Here is a 16,107-nt window from a genome sequence, read left to right on the forward strand (position 1 = left end):
CTTGCGTTTTAGATCTGCTTTTTGTTATTTACATAGTTCGATTGCCTGTGCAACGAATACCTGTACCCGAACCTACCTTACCTTATGAACAAACTTCACCAGTTACTCGAGGCCTATGGGCTTCGTAAGACGAAGTGCCGTATAGAGGTGCTTCGATTGTTTCTTGAGCATCGCCATGCGCTGGCACATGCCGCCATTGAGCAGCAGCTTGGCCCACAGTTTGACCGGGTAACGCTGTACCGTACTCTGCATTCATTTAAGGAGCACGGTCTGCTGCACAGCATACCCAGCACCGATGGCATTACGCGCTATGCACTTTGCCAGCAGGCCTGCAACAGGCACCGGCATCAGCATGATCATATCCACTTCAGTTGTACCGCCTGCGGGCATACGTATTGTCTGAACGAGGTATATGTACCTACACTACGAATGCCAGAGGGGTATCAGGTAGAGGAATTTCGGTTCTGCGTGCAAGGTGTGTGTGATAAATGCGTGCTGCAGCCAGCAGAACAACTGGCAAGCGTATAGGGGCCATACCTGGTGACCCGTTATCCGTATGCAAAACCTTTAAATGACTCTTGTTATGGCTGCACCTACCCTAACCACTGCCGACCAGTTCCGCCAACTGGCCACATCCCCTAATAAGCTGCGGCTGTTCATGCTAGCCAAGCTGCCCATGGCTTACATGGCCGATCTGCGGGTGCGCTCCATTTCGGAGGAGCGGGCTGAAGTGACGATTCCATACAAGTACCTCAACAAAAACCCTTTCGGCTCTATCTACTTCGCCAGTCTTAGTATGGCAGCGGAGCTTTCGACAGGTTTGCTTTGCATGGCGCAGACATACAAATCGGATCCTGCCGTGTCGATGCTGGTGGTGCACATGGAAGGGGATTTCTCGAAAAAGGCAGTAGGAAAAATTACGTTCACCTGCGAAGACGGACCAAGTATAAAGGCAGCTGCAGATCAGACAAAGGCCACAGGCGCCGGTGTAACTGTAGTAGCCACCAGCATTGGCACCGATCTGGAGGGGGACAAAGTGGCCGAATTTCGATTCACATGGTCACTGAAAGCGAAGAGCAAGGTATAGCGCTTATTATTGGTCAGTTGGCATTGTTTCTTTTTCACACATTTAATCTTTAATTTAAGAACAGCATCTTTTGAGCTCTAATATCACATCCACATGGAGAGACTCTTGCGACTAGAAAAAGGTGAAATTATTTTAGCCGATAATAAAATCACGATTCGTGACAAGGCAAAACGGGAGCATATCCGTGCGATTGTTTCATCAGCTCTGTGGGCGTTCTATGGCACTGCCTCTGTGCTCCGGTACTTGCAAACGGGCGATCAGTTCCTGCTTTGGACTGGTTTGATTATTGGTGCGGGACATTTAATAAGTTTGGCATACATCTTATTCCGAACTACCAAAAGCGAAGTTGATTTGCAGGAAATCGTATCCGCTATTTTTAAAGAGCGGAACGGCAACAGATTTCTTGATTTGAAGCTGAGCAGCGGCAAGAAAAGGCGTATTAGCAGAGTTGCTCCGGCGGCCGAAGAGCTCCGTGCTTTCTTTACCGAGAAGCAGATTCAGGTAAAATAGCACCTTCACTTATATTCTCTCCTGTCAAAATGAAGACATACATTGTGCTGCTCAGAGGTGTGATGCCTACCGGGAAAAACAGAGTACCGATGGCGCAGCTCCGGCAGGTGCTGGCTGATGCCGGCTTTCAGCAGGTCCGTACCTGGATTCAAAGTGGCAATGTCGTGCTCCAAAGCGATCTATCGGCTAAGGAACTAGAGGTGAGGGTGCATCAGCTGATAAAAGAGCACATTGGGCCGGAACTGGCCATCGTGGTAAGAACAAGTGATGAGCTCAGACAAATGCTCGACAATAACCCGTTTCAGGGAGATGAATACCTCATAACACGGGTGTTTTTTGTGTCTTTTCAGGAGTCGCCGCCTGAGGAAAAGGTACAGGCGTTACTTGCACACGACTTTGCGCCGGAGAAACTCAGCCTTGAGTCCACAGCAGGCTATATGTATATACCCCAAGCCTACAGCGACAGCAAGCTTAGCAATAATTTTCTGGAGCGAAAGCTTAGGGTAGCGGCCACTACACGGAATTTCAATACCATAACCAAAATGATTGCATGGGCTGAAGAGGCATAAGTTGAGCACAGGCAAGGAAACCTATAAACGCGATAAGCAACAAAATCAATATGCAATCTACTGCCCCAACACCCGAGCTATACCTGACCGAACTGCCTGAAGAGCGGCAGCAAATCATGGCTGACTTAAGAGCTGTAATTCTCGATCATATACCCGCTGGCTTCGAAGAAGTGATGGGCTATGGCATGTTAGGCTATGCCGTTCCCCATACCTTATACCCAGCCGGCTACCATTGCGACCCAAAGCAGCCGCTGCCTTTTATGGGCATCGCTTCGCAGAAGAACCATATCGCCGTTTACCACATGGGCATCTACGCCGATGAAGCTTTGCTGAATTGGTTTAAGGAAGCGTATACCAGGCACAGCAAATTCAAGCTCGACATGGGCAAAAGCTGCATCCGTTTCAAAAAGCCGGAGCATGTGCCGCTGGCATTGATCGGGGAACTGGCCTCGAAGATGGCGCCGCAGGAGTGGATTGAGCTATACGAACGCGTGCTTAAGCGATAAAAGCCATACCTTTTCTGCGTTCTTTTGCTGGCTTGTATACCCAAACCCGCTATATTTGCAGCTTCATTACAAAGCCTTACTTTGGAACGAGCAGCTAAAAAGAATATAGTCATTTTTGCTTCGGGTTCGGGCAGCAATGCACAGCGCCTGATGGAGTACTTCGAGCACCACCCGGAGATTCGTGTGGCCGCCCTGTTCGCCAACAACCCGAAAGCGTATGCCCTCAAACGAGCCGAGACCTTCCACGTCCCGGCTTTTTTATTTTCCCGCGACGAGTTTTACAACACCGGCAAGGTACTGGAGCAGGTACAGTCTTTCGAACCTGACCTGATCGTGCTGGCTGGTTTCCTGTGGCTCGTGCCGCAGAACTTCCTACAGGCTTTCCCGGATCGCATTATTAACATTCACCCTGCCCTGTTGCCCCAGTACGGCGGTAAAGGCATGCACGGCCTCAATGTGCACACGGCCGTTGTTACAGCGGGCGACAAGGAATCAGGTATAACCATCCACCGCGTGAACGAGGAGTACGACAAAGGTGAGTTTGTGCTGCAGGAACGCTGCCCGGTACTGCCAGACGACACTCCTGAGACACTGGCCGCCCGTGTACTGCAGCTCGAGCACAAGTACTTGCCAGAGGTAGTGGAGAAGCTCTTACTTGAGAAGCTATAACGCGGTTAAAGATACGCTGTACGAGCATCAGCAAGTGAACACATTAGAATTAGCACATAAAAAAACAGCCCATACCCTATGCAATCTGTTAAAATCAAATCCGCACTTATCTCGGTTTATTACAAAGACCGTCTCGAACCACTGGTAGAGCTCCTGAAGCAGCACAACGTGACCATCTACTCTACTGGCGGCACGCAAGCCTTTCTGGAAGAGCAGGGCGCTGACGTAGTAGCCGTGGAAGACCTGACAGCCTACCCTTCCATCTTCGGAGGCCGTGTGAAGACATTGCACCCGAAAGTATTTGGTGGCATCCTGCACCGCCGCGCCAACGAGAGCGACCTGGCCGAGCGTGAGCAGTACGAGATTCCGCCGATCGACCTGGTAGTGGTGGACCTATACCCATTTGAGGAAACCGTGGCATCAGGCGCGTCAGAGGCGGATGTGATCGAGAAAATTGACATCGGCGGCATTTCCCTGATCAGGGCGGCAGCCAAAAACTTCCAGGACGTGCTGATCGTGTCTTCGCGCGAGCAGTACGACGAGGTGGTAGAATTGCTTAGAGAAAAGGATGGCGCTACTGAGCTGGCAGACCGCAAGCGTTTTGCAGCTAAGGCGTTTGATATTTCTTCTAACTACGACACACACATTTTCAACTACCTCAGCAAAGAGCAGGATATCAACGTGTTTAAGCAGAGCGTGCGTGAAGCTACCCCGCTGCGCTACGGCGAGAACCCACACCAGCAGGGCACTTTCTACGGCAAGCTCGAAGACCTGTTTGAGCAGCTCAATGGCAAGCAGCTTTCTTACAACAACCTCGTGGACGTGGACGCTGCCGTGGCGTTGGGCGCAGAGTTCGAAGAACCAGCTGTTGCTATCTTGAAGCACACCAACGCCTGCGGTTGCGCTACCGGTGAGACGATCAAAGAAGCCTACCTGAATGCACTCTCAACAGATCCTGTGTCTGCCTTCGGTGGTGTGATTATCGCCAACCGTCCCATCGATATGGGCGCTGCAGAAGAGCTGAACAAGCTGTTCTTTGAAGTACTGATTGCACCTGATTTCGATGCTGATGCTTTAGAGCTGCTGCGTACCAAGAAAAACCGCATCCTGCTCAAGCAGAAACCGGTAGAGCTGCCAGCCAAGCAGTTCAAAACGCTGCTGAACGGTGTAATCGAGCAGGACAAAGACTTGAAAACCGAGACTGAAGCCGACTTCAGAACAGTGACCAAACGTGAGCCATCTGCTGAAGAGAAAAAAGCGTTGGTATTTGCTGCCAAGGTTTGCAAGCACACCAAGTCTAACACCATTGTGCTGGCTACAGACAAGATGATGATCTCCAGCGGCGTAGGCCAGACCTCTCGCGTAGATGCCCTGCGTCAGGCCATCGAGAAGGCCAAAGGTTTCGGCTTCGACATCAGCAATACGGTGATGGCCTCTGACGCTTTCTTCCCTTTCCCCGACTGTGTGGAGATCGCCGACCAGGCAGGTATAAAGGCAGTGGTACAGCCGGGTGGCTCTATCAAAGACCAGGACTCGATCAACTACTGCGACGCCCACAACATGGCGATGGTCATGACTGGTGTGCGTCACTTCAAGCACTAAGTTATAGCTCACGCACTACCGGAAGCCTCACCCTAACCGGGTGAGGCTTTTTTATTGACTCTCAGCCGCATCTATCTTCTTGCCACTCAATAAGCAGCCATCAAAAACCACTTCCTGCATAAAACTTTATCCAATTTTTATCCTGACAGAAGCGTTATCAGGAGCAGTATGTAGAAATTGTATGTAAAATGGCTTAGAAAAAAATTAAAACTTATACCTCTTCTTCACCAGCATTATTAATTCCGCTGAAAATCACTAATTTTGCCGCTAGTTTTCGACAAGAAATATTGTATATTAAAAATATAACGGGCAGCCGCACGCCTTTACAAAATAAGAATGGGACTATTTAACTTTCTTACCAGCGATATAGCCATTGATTTGGGTACCGCCAATACCCTTATCATTCATAACGATAAGATTGTGGTGGACGAGCCGTCTATCATCGCCGTGGACCGCACCACGGGCCGTGTACTCGCCATTGGCCGAAACGCCATGCAGATGCACGAAAAAACCCACGAAAACATCAAGACCATCCGTCCGCTGAAAGACGGTGTGATCGCCGACTTCCACGCTGCCGAGGAAATGATCCGTGGCATGATCAAGATGATCGACACAGGTCGTCGCTTGTTCCAGCCTTCGCACCGCATGGTAATCTGTATACCTTCAGGTATAACGGAGGTGGAGAAACGTGCTGTGCGTGACTCCGCCCAGCATGCCGGTGCCAAAGAGGTATGGATGATCCAGGAGCCAATGGCTGCCGCGATAGGTATAGGCATCGACGTGGAGCAACCGATCGGTTCCATGATCGTGGACATCGGGGGTGGCACAACGGAGATCGCCGTGGTGGCCCTTTCGGGTATCGTGTGCGACCAGTCTATCCGCATTGCCGGCGACGTGTTCACCAAAGACATTCTCGACTACATGCGCCGCCAGCACAACCTGCTGATCGGTGAGCGTTCTGCCGAGAAGATCAAGATCGAGGTTGGCTCTGCTTTGACGGAGCTCGAAAACCCACCTGCTGACTACGAAATTCGTGGCCGTGACCTGATGACAGGTATACCAAAGGTTATCAAGGTAACTTACCAGGAGATCGCGATTGCGCTGGACAAGTCTGTTTCTAAGATTGAGGAGGCGGTACTGAAGGCGCTCGAGATCGCGCCGCCGGAGCTGTCTGCTGACATCTACGACAATGGCATCCACCTGACGGGCGGTGGTGCCCTGCTGCGCGGCTTCGACAAGCGTCTGGCTGCCAAAACTAAACTGCCGATCCACATTGCCGAAGACCCGCTTAGAGCGGTTGTACGCGGCACAGGTGCGGCTATCAAAAACTTAGAAGGCTTCAAGAACGTCCTGCTGACCTAGTAGTAGCGCATGCGGAATCTATTTGCATTTATTTACCGGTTCCGTGCGTTCCTTATATTCGTGCTGCTGGAGGCGCTGTGCATTTTCCTGATCGTGCGCTACAACACGTACCAGGGGGCTGCTATGTTCAACTCAGCCAACACCTATGTAGGGCGTGTATTGGAGTTTCAGAGTGGTGTGACCGACTACTTCCGGCTGGCGTCTGTTAACAGCACGCTGGCACAGGAGAATGCCGTCCTGCGCCAGCAGCTGATGCACTACAGACAGGAGGCCGATGCGGACAGCACCGACCAGCTCGACACAACCTACTACGCCGTTTCCGACTCCTCCAAGTCGGAGCCCTTTATTTTACATGCCGGTCGGGTGATCAATAACTCGGTGCGCCGCACCAACAACTACCTGACACTCGCTGCAGGTAGTCTGGATGGCGTGAAGCCGGGTATGGGCGTCATTTCCCCGAACGGTGCCGTAGGGCGTGTGAAAACTGTGTCGCGGCACTATGCGACGGTGACATCGCTGCTGCACTCGCAAATGCTGATCTCGGCCAAGATCAAGAAAAATAACACCTTCGGCACCATCAAGTGGACCGGCGGCGACTACCGCACCGCCCTGCTCGACTATATCCCGCTGCACATCAAGCCGGAAATAGGTGATACCGTGGTGACCAGTGGCTATAACACCGTTTTCCCGGAAGGCATCATGGTGGGCACGATCAGCGAGGTGGAACGCGAGCTTGATAAGAGTTTTTATACCATTCGGGTAAAACTGGCCGTTGACTTTGCGCAGCTTTCCTATGTGTATGTGGTTGAAAACCCACGCCGACCGGAACAGGATTCATTAGAAGCAGAAGCAGGTATACTCCCCCATGAATAGCAGCTTAGGTATAAGACATATCGTGCAGTTCATCGTATTTGTGGCTTTGCAAATACTGCTCATGGACAGCCTGGTGCTTTTCGGTACCGGCTTCAGCTTTATTTACATTGCTTTCCTGCTGTTCCTGCCGATCAACATGAACCGTGTGCTGCTGCTCTTCCTGGGCTTTACAGCCGGATTTGCGGTGGATATTTTCTACGACACTATGGGCATACACGCCGCGGCAAGTGTGTTGCTGGCTTATTTAAGGCCCTTCATTTTGAACCTTCTCACACCACGTGATGGTTACGATACCAATGATTCGGTGAACATACATGTGATGGGCTGGCGCTGGTTTCTGGCTTATGCGCTTACCCTGATTCTGGCGCACCACACGGCCGTATTCCTGCTGGAAATTTTCAGCCTGGAGGGACTATCGGCCGCAGTGCCTAAGATTTTACTGAGCGTGTTGTTTACAGGTGTGGTTATGGTTATCCTACAGTTACTGTTCTTCTCCCTTAAGAGAGCGAATAGATGAATTATCTCGAAAACAGAAAGTACGTCATACAAGCGATATTCCTGGTAGTAGGCATCGTCTACGCGCTGCGCCTGTTCTACATCCAGGTGGTGGATAGCAGTTACAAGCAAGCTGCCGAAACCAACGCTATCAAGACGGTTATCCAATATCCTTTCCGGGGGCTGATCTACGACCGTAACGGCGATCTGCTGGTGCAGAACACGCCCGTGTACGACCTGATGATCGTGCCCAAAGAGGCCCGCAACATCGACACGCTGCGCCTGGCCAGCATGCTCGACATTACGCTGGAGGACGCCCGTGAGCGCTTCAAAAAAGCCCGCGCCTACTCTTGGGTGAAGCCTTCTATCTTCCAACAGATGCTGAGCACAGAAGACTTTGCGCATATTCAGGACAACTTGATCGACTTTCCCGGCTTTTACATCAATGCCCGTACGGCACGCGGCTATCCGCACCAAAGCCTGGGCCATGCGCTTGGCTATATTGCCGAGATCAGCCCCAAACAGCTTGAGGACAGCACTTACGCAGGCTACCGCCCCGGCGACTACATCGGCAAGGCAGGTATAGAGATGGCCTACGAAAAGTACCTGATGGGCAAACGCGGCGTCAAATACAAGATGGTGAACGTGCGCGGCATCGACAAAGGCTCTTTTAAGGATGGGGCTTATGACACCCTCTCTGTGGCTGGCCAGAACATGGTGAGCACCATCGATCTGGACCTGCAGGCCTACGGCGAGCACCTGATGAACGGTGCGAAAGGCAGTATTGTAGCTATTGAGCCAAAGACCGGCGAGATCCTGGCTTACATTTCAGCACCCTTTTACGACCCGAACCTATTCACCGGCAAGGACTACGGCAAGAACTACATGCAACTGCTGCAGGACCCGGACAAGACCATGTTCAACCGACCGATCATGGCTGATCGTAACCCGCCGGGCTCCATCTTTAAACTTACACAGGCCCTTATTGCGCTGGAAGATGGCGTGATAAACCCTAATACAACCTACGCTTGCAATAAGTCGCTTGTAAACTGCCACCCGCACCCATCGCCACTCGACTTGCGCGGTGCCGTGCAGCACTCCTGCAACCCGTGGTTCTTCCAGGCTTACAAGGCGCTGATTAACCAGGGTAAGTCCAAAAATACCTTTACTGATACTTCTCTTGGTCTGAAGGACTGGCGCGAGCACGTGCTCACCTTTGGCTTCGGCAAGAAGCTGGGAATTGACATACCTGGAGAGAAGTCAGGTATCATTGCCTCCACAGATCTGTATGACCGTGTGTATGGCAAGAACCGCTGGAAATACTCTACCATTTACTCGCTCAGCATCGGCCAGGGTGAACTAGGTGTAACACCACTGCAGATGGCCAACTTTATGGCCATTGTCGCCAATAAGGGCTACTACGTGACCCCGCACCTGATCCGCTCAATTGGCGAGGACGGCAAGCCTTTGGCAGAAAACTACCAGCGCCACTATACCTCTGTTAAGCCTCAGCACTTCGACCCGATCATAGAAGGTATGGCCGAAGTAGTGCGTGCCGGTACGGCCCGTCGCGCCAACTTATCTAAGGTAGGTATAACCGTGTGCGGCAAGACAGGTACAGCCCAGAACCCGCAAGGTCCTGACCACGCTGTGTTTGTGGCCTTTGCCCCTATGGAAGACCCCAAGATTGCGATTGCTGTATATGTGGAGCACGGCAAGTGGGGAGGTCAGTCGGCGGCGCCTATTGCCGGTCTGATGATCGAGAAGTACCTGACGGACACCGTGACGATCAAGGAGCAGGAGAAATGGGTGTTGAGCCGTGAGTACTTGAACATTAAATCGAAGTAAGCTATGCCAACAGGAGGACAGGGATTACTTAAGGAGAGAGTTGTGCAGCCTAGCAGCCGTCGCCAGACAACCAGCGTGTTTGGCAACCTGGACTGGTTCACCGTGCTGATTTACTTTGTGCTGGTTGCGCTGGGCTGGATGAACATCTATGCCGTGGTATACAGCCCTGACAACGTAGTGAATATCTTCAGCTTCGACATAAATTCTGGTAGGCAGCTAACGTTTATTGCCACTGGTGTGATTCTGATGATTGTGCTGCTCGTAGTCGATTATAAGGTATACGAGCACCTGGCTTTTCCCATTTATGGCGGCATTATACTCCTGCTGCTCTTTACGCTGGCCGTAGCCAACCCTGTAGCAGGTTCACGCTCCTGGCTCGATCTGGGAGGTGGTTTTCGCCTGCAACCTGCCGAGCTAGCTAAGTTTGCAACGGCCCTGGCCATCTCTAAATATCTGAGCCAAGTGAGTTTGCGTCAGCAGAAGATGAAAGACCAGATGATTCTAGCTGCCATCACCTTTCTTCCCGCGGTTATCATTATCCTGCAAAACGAAACAGGCTCGGCACTCGTGTTCGGCGCTTTTATCTTGGCGTTCTTCCGCGAAGGCATGTCGCCACTTATCCTTATTATTGGCGGCTCGGCGGCAGCCATTTTTATCCTGACCCTGCTAGTACCTAAGCTATACCTACTCATTGGTATTGCCGCGCTCATGGGCCTGGCCATGTTCCTGGACTACCGCCTCATGCGCCGTTTCAAAACCATGATCGCGCTGTTCGTGCTGGTAGTAAGCATGGTGTTTAGCGTCGACTACTTCGTGAACGATATCCTGCAGCCGCACCAGCAGAACCGAATCAAGGCGCTGATCAACCCCGAGGCTGACCCGCTGGGCTACGGCTGGAACGTAACGCAGTCGAAGATCGCCATCGGCTCAGGCGGTTTTTGGGGCAAGGGATTTCTGGAGGGAACGCAGACCAAGTTCGACTTCGTGCCCGAGCAGAGTACCGACTTTATCTTCTGTACCATTGGCGAGGAGCACGGCTGGGTGGGAAGCACCATCCTGATAGCGCTCTTTCTGTTGCTCATGATGCGAATCGTGTACATTGCCGAGCGGCAGAAGTCCGTCTTTGGCCGTACCTATGGCTACTGTGTGGTTTCGGTTATCTTCTTCCACTTTGTTATCAACGTAGGCATGACCATCGGTCTGGCGCCGGTAGTAGGTATACCATTGCCTTTCTTCAGCTATGGTGGTTCTTCGCTGTGGTCGTTTACTATCCTGCTGTTCATCCTGCTGGCTATTGACGCGAACAGAAATAGAGAATTGGTGCGATAAGGTTTAGCCTTATATCCTAGAGCAAAACTTTATAAGTCCGTGCAGAAGTGTGCCTTCTGCACGGACTTCCTATTTTATCCCGCACTTAAACCCAAAGGGGCTATATAATACTAAAAAGCAAAGCCTACTTCCAAAGCACTTCTACCTCTAACAGCTTGGTCCTGGAAAAAAGGCTGTTCACTAAATTGCTATAGGCTGATGCAGCTTGCTAAAAGCATATAACGTTAGCGTTAAATAGTATCCCTACATACCTGTTACTGCAGTTAAAGATAATTTGAAGCATAAGCTACAGCCAATTTTAAAACTAAATAAAATGCCTAAGTATGTAATTGAAAGAGAAGTTCCGGGCGCTGGTAATTTAACGCAGGAGCAGTTACAGTCCATTTCACAGACTTCCTGTGGTGTACTGGACAACATGGGCCCCAAAATACAGTGGGTACACAGCTATGTGACGGATAACAAGATCTATTGTGTCTACAATGCACCAGACGAAGAAATGGTGCGGGAGCACGCAAAGCAAGGCGGCTTCCCGGCAAACTCTGTAAAGAGAGTGTATGCCATGATAGATCCGGTTACCGCAGAACAACCGGCTTAGCCTAATCGGAAACCAAATAGAGCAGCTGTGCTAAGCTGACTTTCAATGAAATTTGGATACAGGTATATACTGGCTGAACGCTGGTAGCAGGTATAGCTTTGTGTATTCTGTCCAATACTACCCCATCTTTTTCTTCAGGTGCTATACCTTATCTTTGAAGTATAGGTCGGTTTAGAGATAACCTGCCCGGTCTTAGGATTTGTAAAACGTACTTTCCCCTGCCTTAGTAGCCACTCATAAGCCTCCTTATAGTTCTCTAGTATATAGTGGGTGCCAACGCTGTGCTTTTCGTATACCTGCTGTACCGATCGGCTATTATAATCTTTGCCTCGCCCAGCAAGGTCTCGCACTAAATTGGCGATGGAGTACTTGTAATGTTCCTGAAACAGGGACATTTGCTGGTGCTGCAGGTTAGCCCCAAATAGTGGCACACCGTCTTCCTGAAAGTCGCTGTACTGCGTCATGATATCTTTAAGGCGGATATAGGCTTGCTCCATTTTAGAAGCAAATACCAGATAGCGGCTCGTTTGCAATTTATCAGACCGGCAAATTCTGAATCGCAAGGTATAGCAGCCTTTTTCTGCTAAGATGCTTTCAAAGCTGTCTGACAGATACTCCTCTCTTCTTTCGATGTTCCTGTTTTTCTTCTGAAAGTCTTTTAGTTGACCAAGTCGTTCTCCGAAGAACATACTCAATGTTTCATCAGTTTTTGTTTTTTTCAGAGCTGCCTGCAGGTCCTGTGGCGTGAAATGCAAGAACAGCCCCGCCTCCCCATGCTGCAGCAAATCACACAACCCTTTAAGTGAAAAGCTGTTGCTGAATGGATTCATAAAAGCAAAAGCCGCCGACTCTTCGCCCAGCACCTGGCTCAGGTCTGCTTCCGCCGTTTGCTGGTCCAAGAAGACCGGCGTGTGTTGCAACTCCGAAAAGTAAGGCAGTTGCTCAACCTGCTCTTGCAATCGGCACAAAGCAGCAGGATCAGTATCGTAGAAAAAGGCCTTCACGGCTTTGTTTAGATCGGTTCGGGTACCTGTACTTTTGTAGAGGAGTCTTAATATTTGAGAAGAAGGACTTGTGTTACTAAACGGGCAGCCATCTTGTCCGGCTTCAAAATCGAGGAAAAGGATTGGCTTCCCAGTGCTCAGAGGGTGCTGCATCATAGCTCCTGCCCAAGCTTCAAAGGAACTCAATAATAGTTCTTCCCTGATGTCAGCAACAGTCTTTTCTTTCTTAAAGAAGCTCTTACTCTCTGCTCCAGCCATGTGTGATCAGCTTACCTTCTATTGTTCGTTTACTCTCGAACCCTCACATACGGCAAACCTGCTTCTGCCGCTGTTTAGGACTCGGCTCCAGCAATTTTGTTGCCCGCCTGTTGCGCTATAATGCAAAAAGCCCCTGCAACTTCCGTTACAAGGGCTTTTTCCTCAAATTGTAGTACCAGGAGCGGGAATCGAACCCGCACGGCCTTGCGGCCACAAGATTTTAAGTCTTGCGTGTCTACCAATTCCACCATCCCGGCAACCTTCGGGCTGATCCCGAAGAAGTGACTTTAAAAAATAAAGACGTTGCTTATCACAACGTCTTTTATCTTCTTCATTTGAGCGGGAGACGAGGTTCGAACTCGCGACCTCGACCTTGGCAAGGTCGCGCTCTACCAACTGAGCTACTCCCGCTTTTAGTCATTCCCTAAACCCCCTTAGCGATTTAGTGATACAAAGATATAGACAAAATTTCAGAAGTCAAGAGGCAGCGATAAAATTTTCCATCACTTTTTCTTTTTGCATTGATTTTCAGCGAGAAAATTTTCAAAAAAAATTTAGTCGAAGCTCCGCTATACCGCTTAGCGTACCATTTCGCCTTTATCCTTCAACAGTAATTTGAGCTCGTTGAGTTTCAAAAGAGCCTCTACAGGCGTGATTGTGTTAATATCGAGCTGCTCCATCAGCTCTTTTACACGTTGCAGCTGCGGGTCCTGCAGCTCGAACATGCTGAGTTGGTAGTTATTTTTCGGGGCTGACTTCATCCGCTGCTTCGGCGCCTGTTCCGATACCTTCTCTTTCTCGAGGTGGTGCATGATCTCATCGGCCCGCAGTACCACACTGTTCGGCATACCCGCCATTTGGGCCACGTGAATACCAAAACTGTGCTCACTGCCGCCTTCCACCAGTTTGCGCATGAACAGGATCTTACCTCCCGTCTCCTTCACCGATACATTGAAGTTCTTCACGCGGTGCAGGTCCTCGGCCAGTTGGTTGAGCTCGTGGTAGTGGGTTGCAAAAAGCGTCTTAGCCCGGAATTTCGGATGGTTGTGCAGGTGCTCTACAATGGCCCAGGCAATTGATATACCATCGTATGTGCTGGTACCTCGCCCAATCTCGTCCATTAGCACCAGACTGCGGTCAGAGAGGTTGTTGAGGATACTGGCCGTTTCGGTCATCTCCACCATAAAGGTTGATTCACCTTTCGAGAGGTTATCCGAAGCGCCCACACGGGTAAAAATCTTGTCAATGATGCCGATCTTGGCGGCTTCTGCTGGCACAAAGCAACCGATCTGCGCCATCAGCACGATCAGGGCTGTCTGGCGCAGCAGGGCACTCTTACCCGCCATGTTCGGGCCAGTGATGATAATAACTTGTTGCTCTTCGTTGTCCAGGTAAATGTCATTCGGCACATACTCCTCCCCCAACGGCAGCTGCTTCTCAATAACCGGGTGGCGGCCTTTCCTGATGTCGAGCACGTGGCTATCGCTTACCTCCGGCTTCACGTAATTACCGGCCACCGCTATACCTGCAAAAGCGCTCAGGCAGTCGATCACAGCGATGACCTTAGCGTTTTGCTGAATCTGCCCCACGTAGTCCATCGCTTGCAGCACCAGTTCGTTGAACAAACTGAACTCGATGGTATAAATGCGCTCTTCAGCATTCAGGATTTTCTCCTCATAGGTCTTTAGCTCCTCGGTGATGTAACGTTCGGCGTTAACCAGCGTCTGTTTGCGGATCCAGCTGGCCGGCACCTTGTCTTTGTGGGCGTGCGTCACCTCCAGATAATAACCAAATACCTTGTTATAGGCGATTTTCAGAGAGCTTATACCTGTATTCTTCACCTCCCGCTGTTGCAGTTGGGCCAGATAGTCTTTGCCTGAAAAAGCGATCTTGCGCAGTTCGTCCAACTCCTCGTTCACGCCATCGTTGATCATGTTGCCCTGATTGGTAAGCATCGGCGCATCCGGCTTCAAAATATTCTTGATTTCCTCGCGCAGGCCGTCGCAAGGGGCCAGTTGGTCGGCTAGCTTTACAAGCGCAGGTATACTACTGGCTGCCAGCATTTTCTTGATCGGCTGAATGGCATCCAGCGCCTTTGCCAGTTGCATGAGCTCCCGTGGGTTCACACGGCGCACGGCCACTTTGGAGATGAGTCGTTCGAGGTCGTTGATCTGTTTGAGGTGCAGGTATAGCTCGTCAAGCAATTCGGAGTGCTTCGTCAGGGCCTCTACCGTGTCGAGGCGGCGCTTAATCTGCACCACGTCCTTCAGCGGCAGCACCACCCACTTCTTGAGCAAACGGGCACCCATCGGCGTAGTAGTCTGGTCGAGGATCTGAATCAGTGGTACACCATCCTGATTTTGCGGATACACCAGCTCGAGGTTTCGAACCGTGAAGCGGTCCAGCCATACATACTTATCCTCCTCCAGTCGGGAGATGGTGGCGATGTGGCTGATCTCGTTGTGGTGCGTCTCGGAGAGGTAATGCAGTATTGCGCCCGCTGACGTAATCGCCTCCTGCATCCCCTCTATACCAAAACCTTTAAGCGAAGTGGTGTTAAAATGCCGCGTCAGCGACTCGTAAGCGAAGTCGTGGCTGAATACCCATTCTTCCAGCGCATAAAATCTAAAGTCGGGACCGTAGCTCTGAAAGAAGGTTTCTTTCTCGCGCTTGCAGAAAAGCACCTCCGCAGGAGCCAGACTCTGCAGCAATTTGCCCACGTAGTTCTTGTCACCCTGCGCGGTGATGAACTCACCTGTTGAGATATCCAGGAAAGAAATGCCGGCCTCGGTCTTACCAAAATGCACGGCAGCCAGATAGTTATTGCTGCGCCGTTCCAGCACCTGGTCATTGAAGGAAACACCGGGTGTTACCAGCTCGGTTACGCCCCGCTTCACAATACCTTTCACTGATTTCGGGTCTTCCAGCTGGTCGCAGATGGCCACGCGCTCACCAGCACGCACCAGCTTGGGCAGGTACGTGTCCAGGGAGTGGTGCGGGAAACCGGCCAGTGCCGTTTCAGAAGACGAGCCAGCACCGCGCTTGGTCAGCACAATGTCCAATATCTTGCTTGCCCTCACGGCATCTTCGCCGAAGGTTTCGTAAAAGTCCCCTACCCTGAATAGCAGCAGCGCCCCCGGATGCTTCGCCTTTATGGCGTTGTACTGTTTCATCAGTGGGGTTACTGTACCGTTGTCTCCTCCTTTCATACCTGTATGTCTTTGTTGGGACTGATCCCGGTTAATCTTAATCATTATGGCGCGAGCGTCCTCGCTCGTGACTATTATGGTGGGGCCTCTTGCCCAGTGTATGGTATATCGCTTTCCTCGCGTTGTAGCTACGGCTTTTGCAGGTATAGCTACCTATCTAGTTCTATAGCTTCGCCTGTGCGGCGGGCACC

Annotated in this window: 15 protein-coding genes and 2 tRNA genes; 13 read left to right on the plus strand and 4 right to left on the minus strand. The window is 51.0% G+C overall.

The window, feature by feature from the left end:
- Positions 1-84 precede the first annotated feature (84 nt).
- From AC5FXQ_RS10620 to AC5FXQ_RS10680, 13 genes are all read left to right on the plus strand, one after another.
- Positions 85-528 carry a Fur family transcriptional regulator gene (locus AC5FXQ_RS10620; protein ID WP_493602407.1) on the plus strand — a complete coding sequence of 148 codons (444 nt, stop codon included), beginning with the start codon at positions 85-87 and terminating at the stop codon, positions 526-528.
- 55 nt (positions 529-583) lie between these two features.
- A complete protein-coding gene (locus AC5FXQ_RS10625) occupies positions 584-1,087 on the plus strand; it encodes a PaaI family thioesterase (RefSeq protein ID WP_493602408.1) in 504 nt (167 codons plus the stop codon).
- Positions 1,088-1,180: 93 nt separating this feature from the next.
- Entirely contained in the window at positions 1,181-1,597 is a 417-nt protein-coding gene (locus tag AC5FXQ_RS10630) for a hypothetical protein (protein ID WP_493602409.1), read from the plus strand.
- A gap of 29 nt (positions 1,598-1,626) precedes the next feature.
- Positions 1,627-2,166 carry a DUF1697 domain-containing protein gene (locus AC5FXQ_RS10635; protein ID WP_493602410.1) on the plus strand — a complete coding sequence of 180 codons (540 nt, stop codon included), beginning with the start codon at positions 1,627-1,629 and terminating at the stop codon, positions 2,164-2,166.
- Positions 2,167-2,216: 50 nt separating this feature from the next.
- A complete protein-coding gene (locus AC5FXQ_RS10640) occupies positions 2,217-2,672 on the plus strand; it encodes a DUF1801 domain-containing protein (RefSeq protein ID WP_493602411.1) in 456 nt (151 codons plus the stop codon).
- A gap of 81 nt (positions 2,673-2,753) precedes the next feature.
- Positions 2,754-3,341, plus strand: coding sequence for a phosphoribosylglycinamide formyltransferase (gene purN, locus AC5FXQ_RS10645; RefSeq protein WP_493602412.1), 588 nt, complete (start codon positions 2,754-2,756; stop codon positions 3,339-3,341).
- A 78-nt stretch (positions 3,342-3,419) separates the two neighbouring features.
- Entirely contained in the window at positions 3,420-4,943 is a 1,524-nt protein-coding gene (gene purH, locus AC5FXQ_RS10650; RefSeq protein ID WP_493602413.1) for a bifunctional phosphoribosylaminoimidazolecarboxamide formyltransferase/IMP cyclohydrolase, read from the plus strand.
- Between the two features lie 336 nt (positions 4,944-5,279).
- Positions 5,280-6,305: a rod shape-determining protein gene (locus AC5FXQ_RS10655; protein WP_007652384.1), complete on the plus strand. Its 1,026-nt coding sequence runs from the start codon at positions 5,280-5,282 to the stop codon at positions 6,303-6,305.
- Positions 6,306-6,314: 9 nt separating this feature from the next.
- A complete protein-coding gene (mreC, locus tag AC5FXQ_RS10660) occupies positions 6,315-7,178 on the plus strand; it encodes a rod shape-determining protein MreC (RefSeq protein ID WP_493602414.1) in 864 nt (287 codons plus the stop codon).
- The gene (locus AC5FXQ_RS10665; RefSeq protein ID WP_493602415.1) at positions 7,171-7,695 is read left to right on the plus strand and encodes a hypothetical protein; all 525 of its coding nucleotides are present in this window, start codon (positions 7,171-7,173) and stop codon (positions 7,693-7,695) included. Before mreC ends, AC5FXQ_RS10665 begins: the two co-directional genes overlap by 8 nt.
- Complete coding sequence (gene mrdA, locus AC5FXQ_RS10670) at positions 7,692-9,521, plus strand: penicillin-binding protein 2 (RefSeq protein ID WP_493602416.1); 1,830 nt, start codon at positions 7,692-7,694, stop codon at positions 9,519-9,521. Before AC5FXQ_RS10665 ends, mrdA begins: the two co-directional genes overlap by 4 nt.
- 3 nt (positions 9,522-9,524) lie before the next feature.
- The gene (rodA, locus tag AC5FXQ_RS10675; protein ID WP_493602417.1) at positions 9,525-10,850 is read left to right on the plus strand and encodes a rod shape-determining protein RodA; all 1,326 of its coding nucleotides are present in this window, start codon (positions 9,525-9,527) and stop codon (positions 10,848-10,850) included.
- A gap of 313 nt (positions 10,851-11,163) precedes the next feature.
- The gene (locus AC5FXQ_RS10680; RefSeq protein WP_493602418.1) at positions 11,164-11,445 is read left to right on the plus strand and encodes a DUF4242 domain-containing protein; all 282 of its coding nucleotides are present in this window, start codon (positions 11,164-11,166) and stop codon (positions 11,443-11,445) included.
- A 134-nt stretch (positions 11,446-11,579) separates the two neighbouring features.
- On the opposite strand, the gene AC5FXQ_RS10685 is transcribed toward AC5FXQ_RS10680, so the two are convergent.
- The 4 genes from AC5FXQ_RS10685 to mutS form a co-directional block, all read right to left on the minus strand.
- Positions 11,580-12,707, minus strand: coding sequence for a class I SAM-dependent methyltransferase (locus tag AC5FXQ_RS10685; protein ID WP_493602419.1), 1,128 nt, complete (start codon positions 12,705-12,707; stop codon positions 11,580-11,582).
- A 173-nt stretch (positions 12,708-12,880) separates the two neighbouring features.
- Positions 12,881-12,964 (minus strand) — tRNA-Leu (locus tag AC5FXQ_RS10690).
- Between the two features lie 81 nt (positions 12,965-13,045).
- A tRNA-Gly gene (locus AC5FXQ_RS10695) sits at positions 13,046-13,118 on the minus strand.
- A 167-nt stretch (positions 13,119-13,285) separates the two neighbouring features.
- Positions 13,286-15,916, minus strand: coding sequence for a DNA mismatch repair protein MutS (gene mutS, locus AC5FXQ_RS10700; RefSeq protein WP_493602420.1), 2,631 nt, complete (start codon positions 15,914-15,916; stop codon positions 13,286-13,288).
- Between the last annotated feature and the right edge of the window lie 191 nt (positions 15,917-16,107).

Source organism: Pontibacter sp. LHS1, from assembly GCF_058932855.1.

Excerpts from the sequence above, each read along its gene's own strand:
- AC5FXQ_RS10620 (WP_493602407.1), top strand. The coding sequence starts at position 85 with ATGAACAAACTTCACCAGTTACTCGAGGCCTATGGGCTTCGTAAGACG.
- AC5FXQ_RS10625 (WP_493602408.1), top strand. The coding sequence starts at position 584 with ATGGCTGCACCTACCCTAACCACTGCCGACCAGTTCCGCCAACTGGCC.
- AC5FXQ_RS10630 (WP_493602409.1), top strand. The coding sequence starts at position 1,181 with ATGGAGAGACTCTTGCGACTAGAAAAAGGTGAAATTATTTTAGCCGAT.
- AC5FXQ_RS10635 (WP_493602410.1), top strand. The coding sequence starts at position 1,627 with ATGAAGACATACATTGTGCTGCTCAGAGGTGTGATGCCTACCGGGAAA.
- AC5FXQ_RS10640 (WP_493602411.1), top strand. The coding sequence starts at position 2,217 with ATGCAATCTACTGCCCCAACACCCGAGCTATACCTGACCGAACTGCCT.
- purH (WP_493602413.1), top strand. The coding sequence starts at position 3,420 with ATGCAATCTGTTAAAATCAAATCCGCACTTATCTCGGTTTATTACAAA.
- AC5FXQ_RS10655 (WP_007652384.1), top strand. The coding sequence starts at position 5,280 with ATGGGACTATTTAACTTTCTTACCAGCGATATAGCCATTGATTTGGGT.
- mreC (WP_493602414.1), top strand. The coding sequence starts at position 6,315 with ATGCGGAATCTATTTGCATTTATTTACCGGTTCCGTGCGTTCCTTATA.
- AC5FXQ_RS10665 (WP_493602415.1), top strand. The coding sequence starts at position 7,171 with ATGAATAGCAGCTTAGGTATAAGACATATCGTGCAGTTCATCGTATTT.
- mrdA (WP_493602416.1), top strand. The coding sequence starts at position 7,692 with ATGAATTATCTCGAAAACAGAAAGTACGTCATACAAGCGATATTCCTG.
- rodA (WP_493602417.1), top strand. The coding sequence starts at position 9,525 with ATGCCAACAGGAGGACAGGGATTACTTAAGGAGAGAGTTGTGCAGCCT.
- AC5FXQ_RS10680 (WP_493602418.1), top strand. The coding sequence starts at position 11,164 with ATGCCTAAGTATGTAATTGAAAGAGAAGTTCCGGGCGCTGGTAATTTA.
- AC5FXQ_RS10685 (WP_493602419.1), bottom strand. The coding sequence starts at position 12,707 with ATGGCTGGAGCAGAGAGTAAGAGCTTCTTTAAGAAAGAAAAGACTGTT.
- mutS (WP_493602420.1), bottom strand. The coding sequence starts at position 15,916 with ATGAAAGGAGGAGACAACGGTACAGTAACCCCACTGATGAAACAGTAC.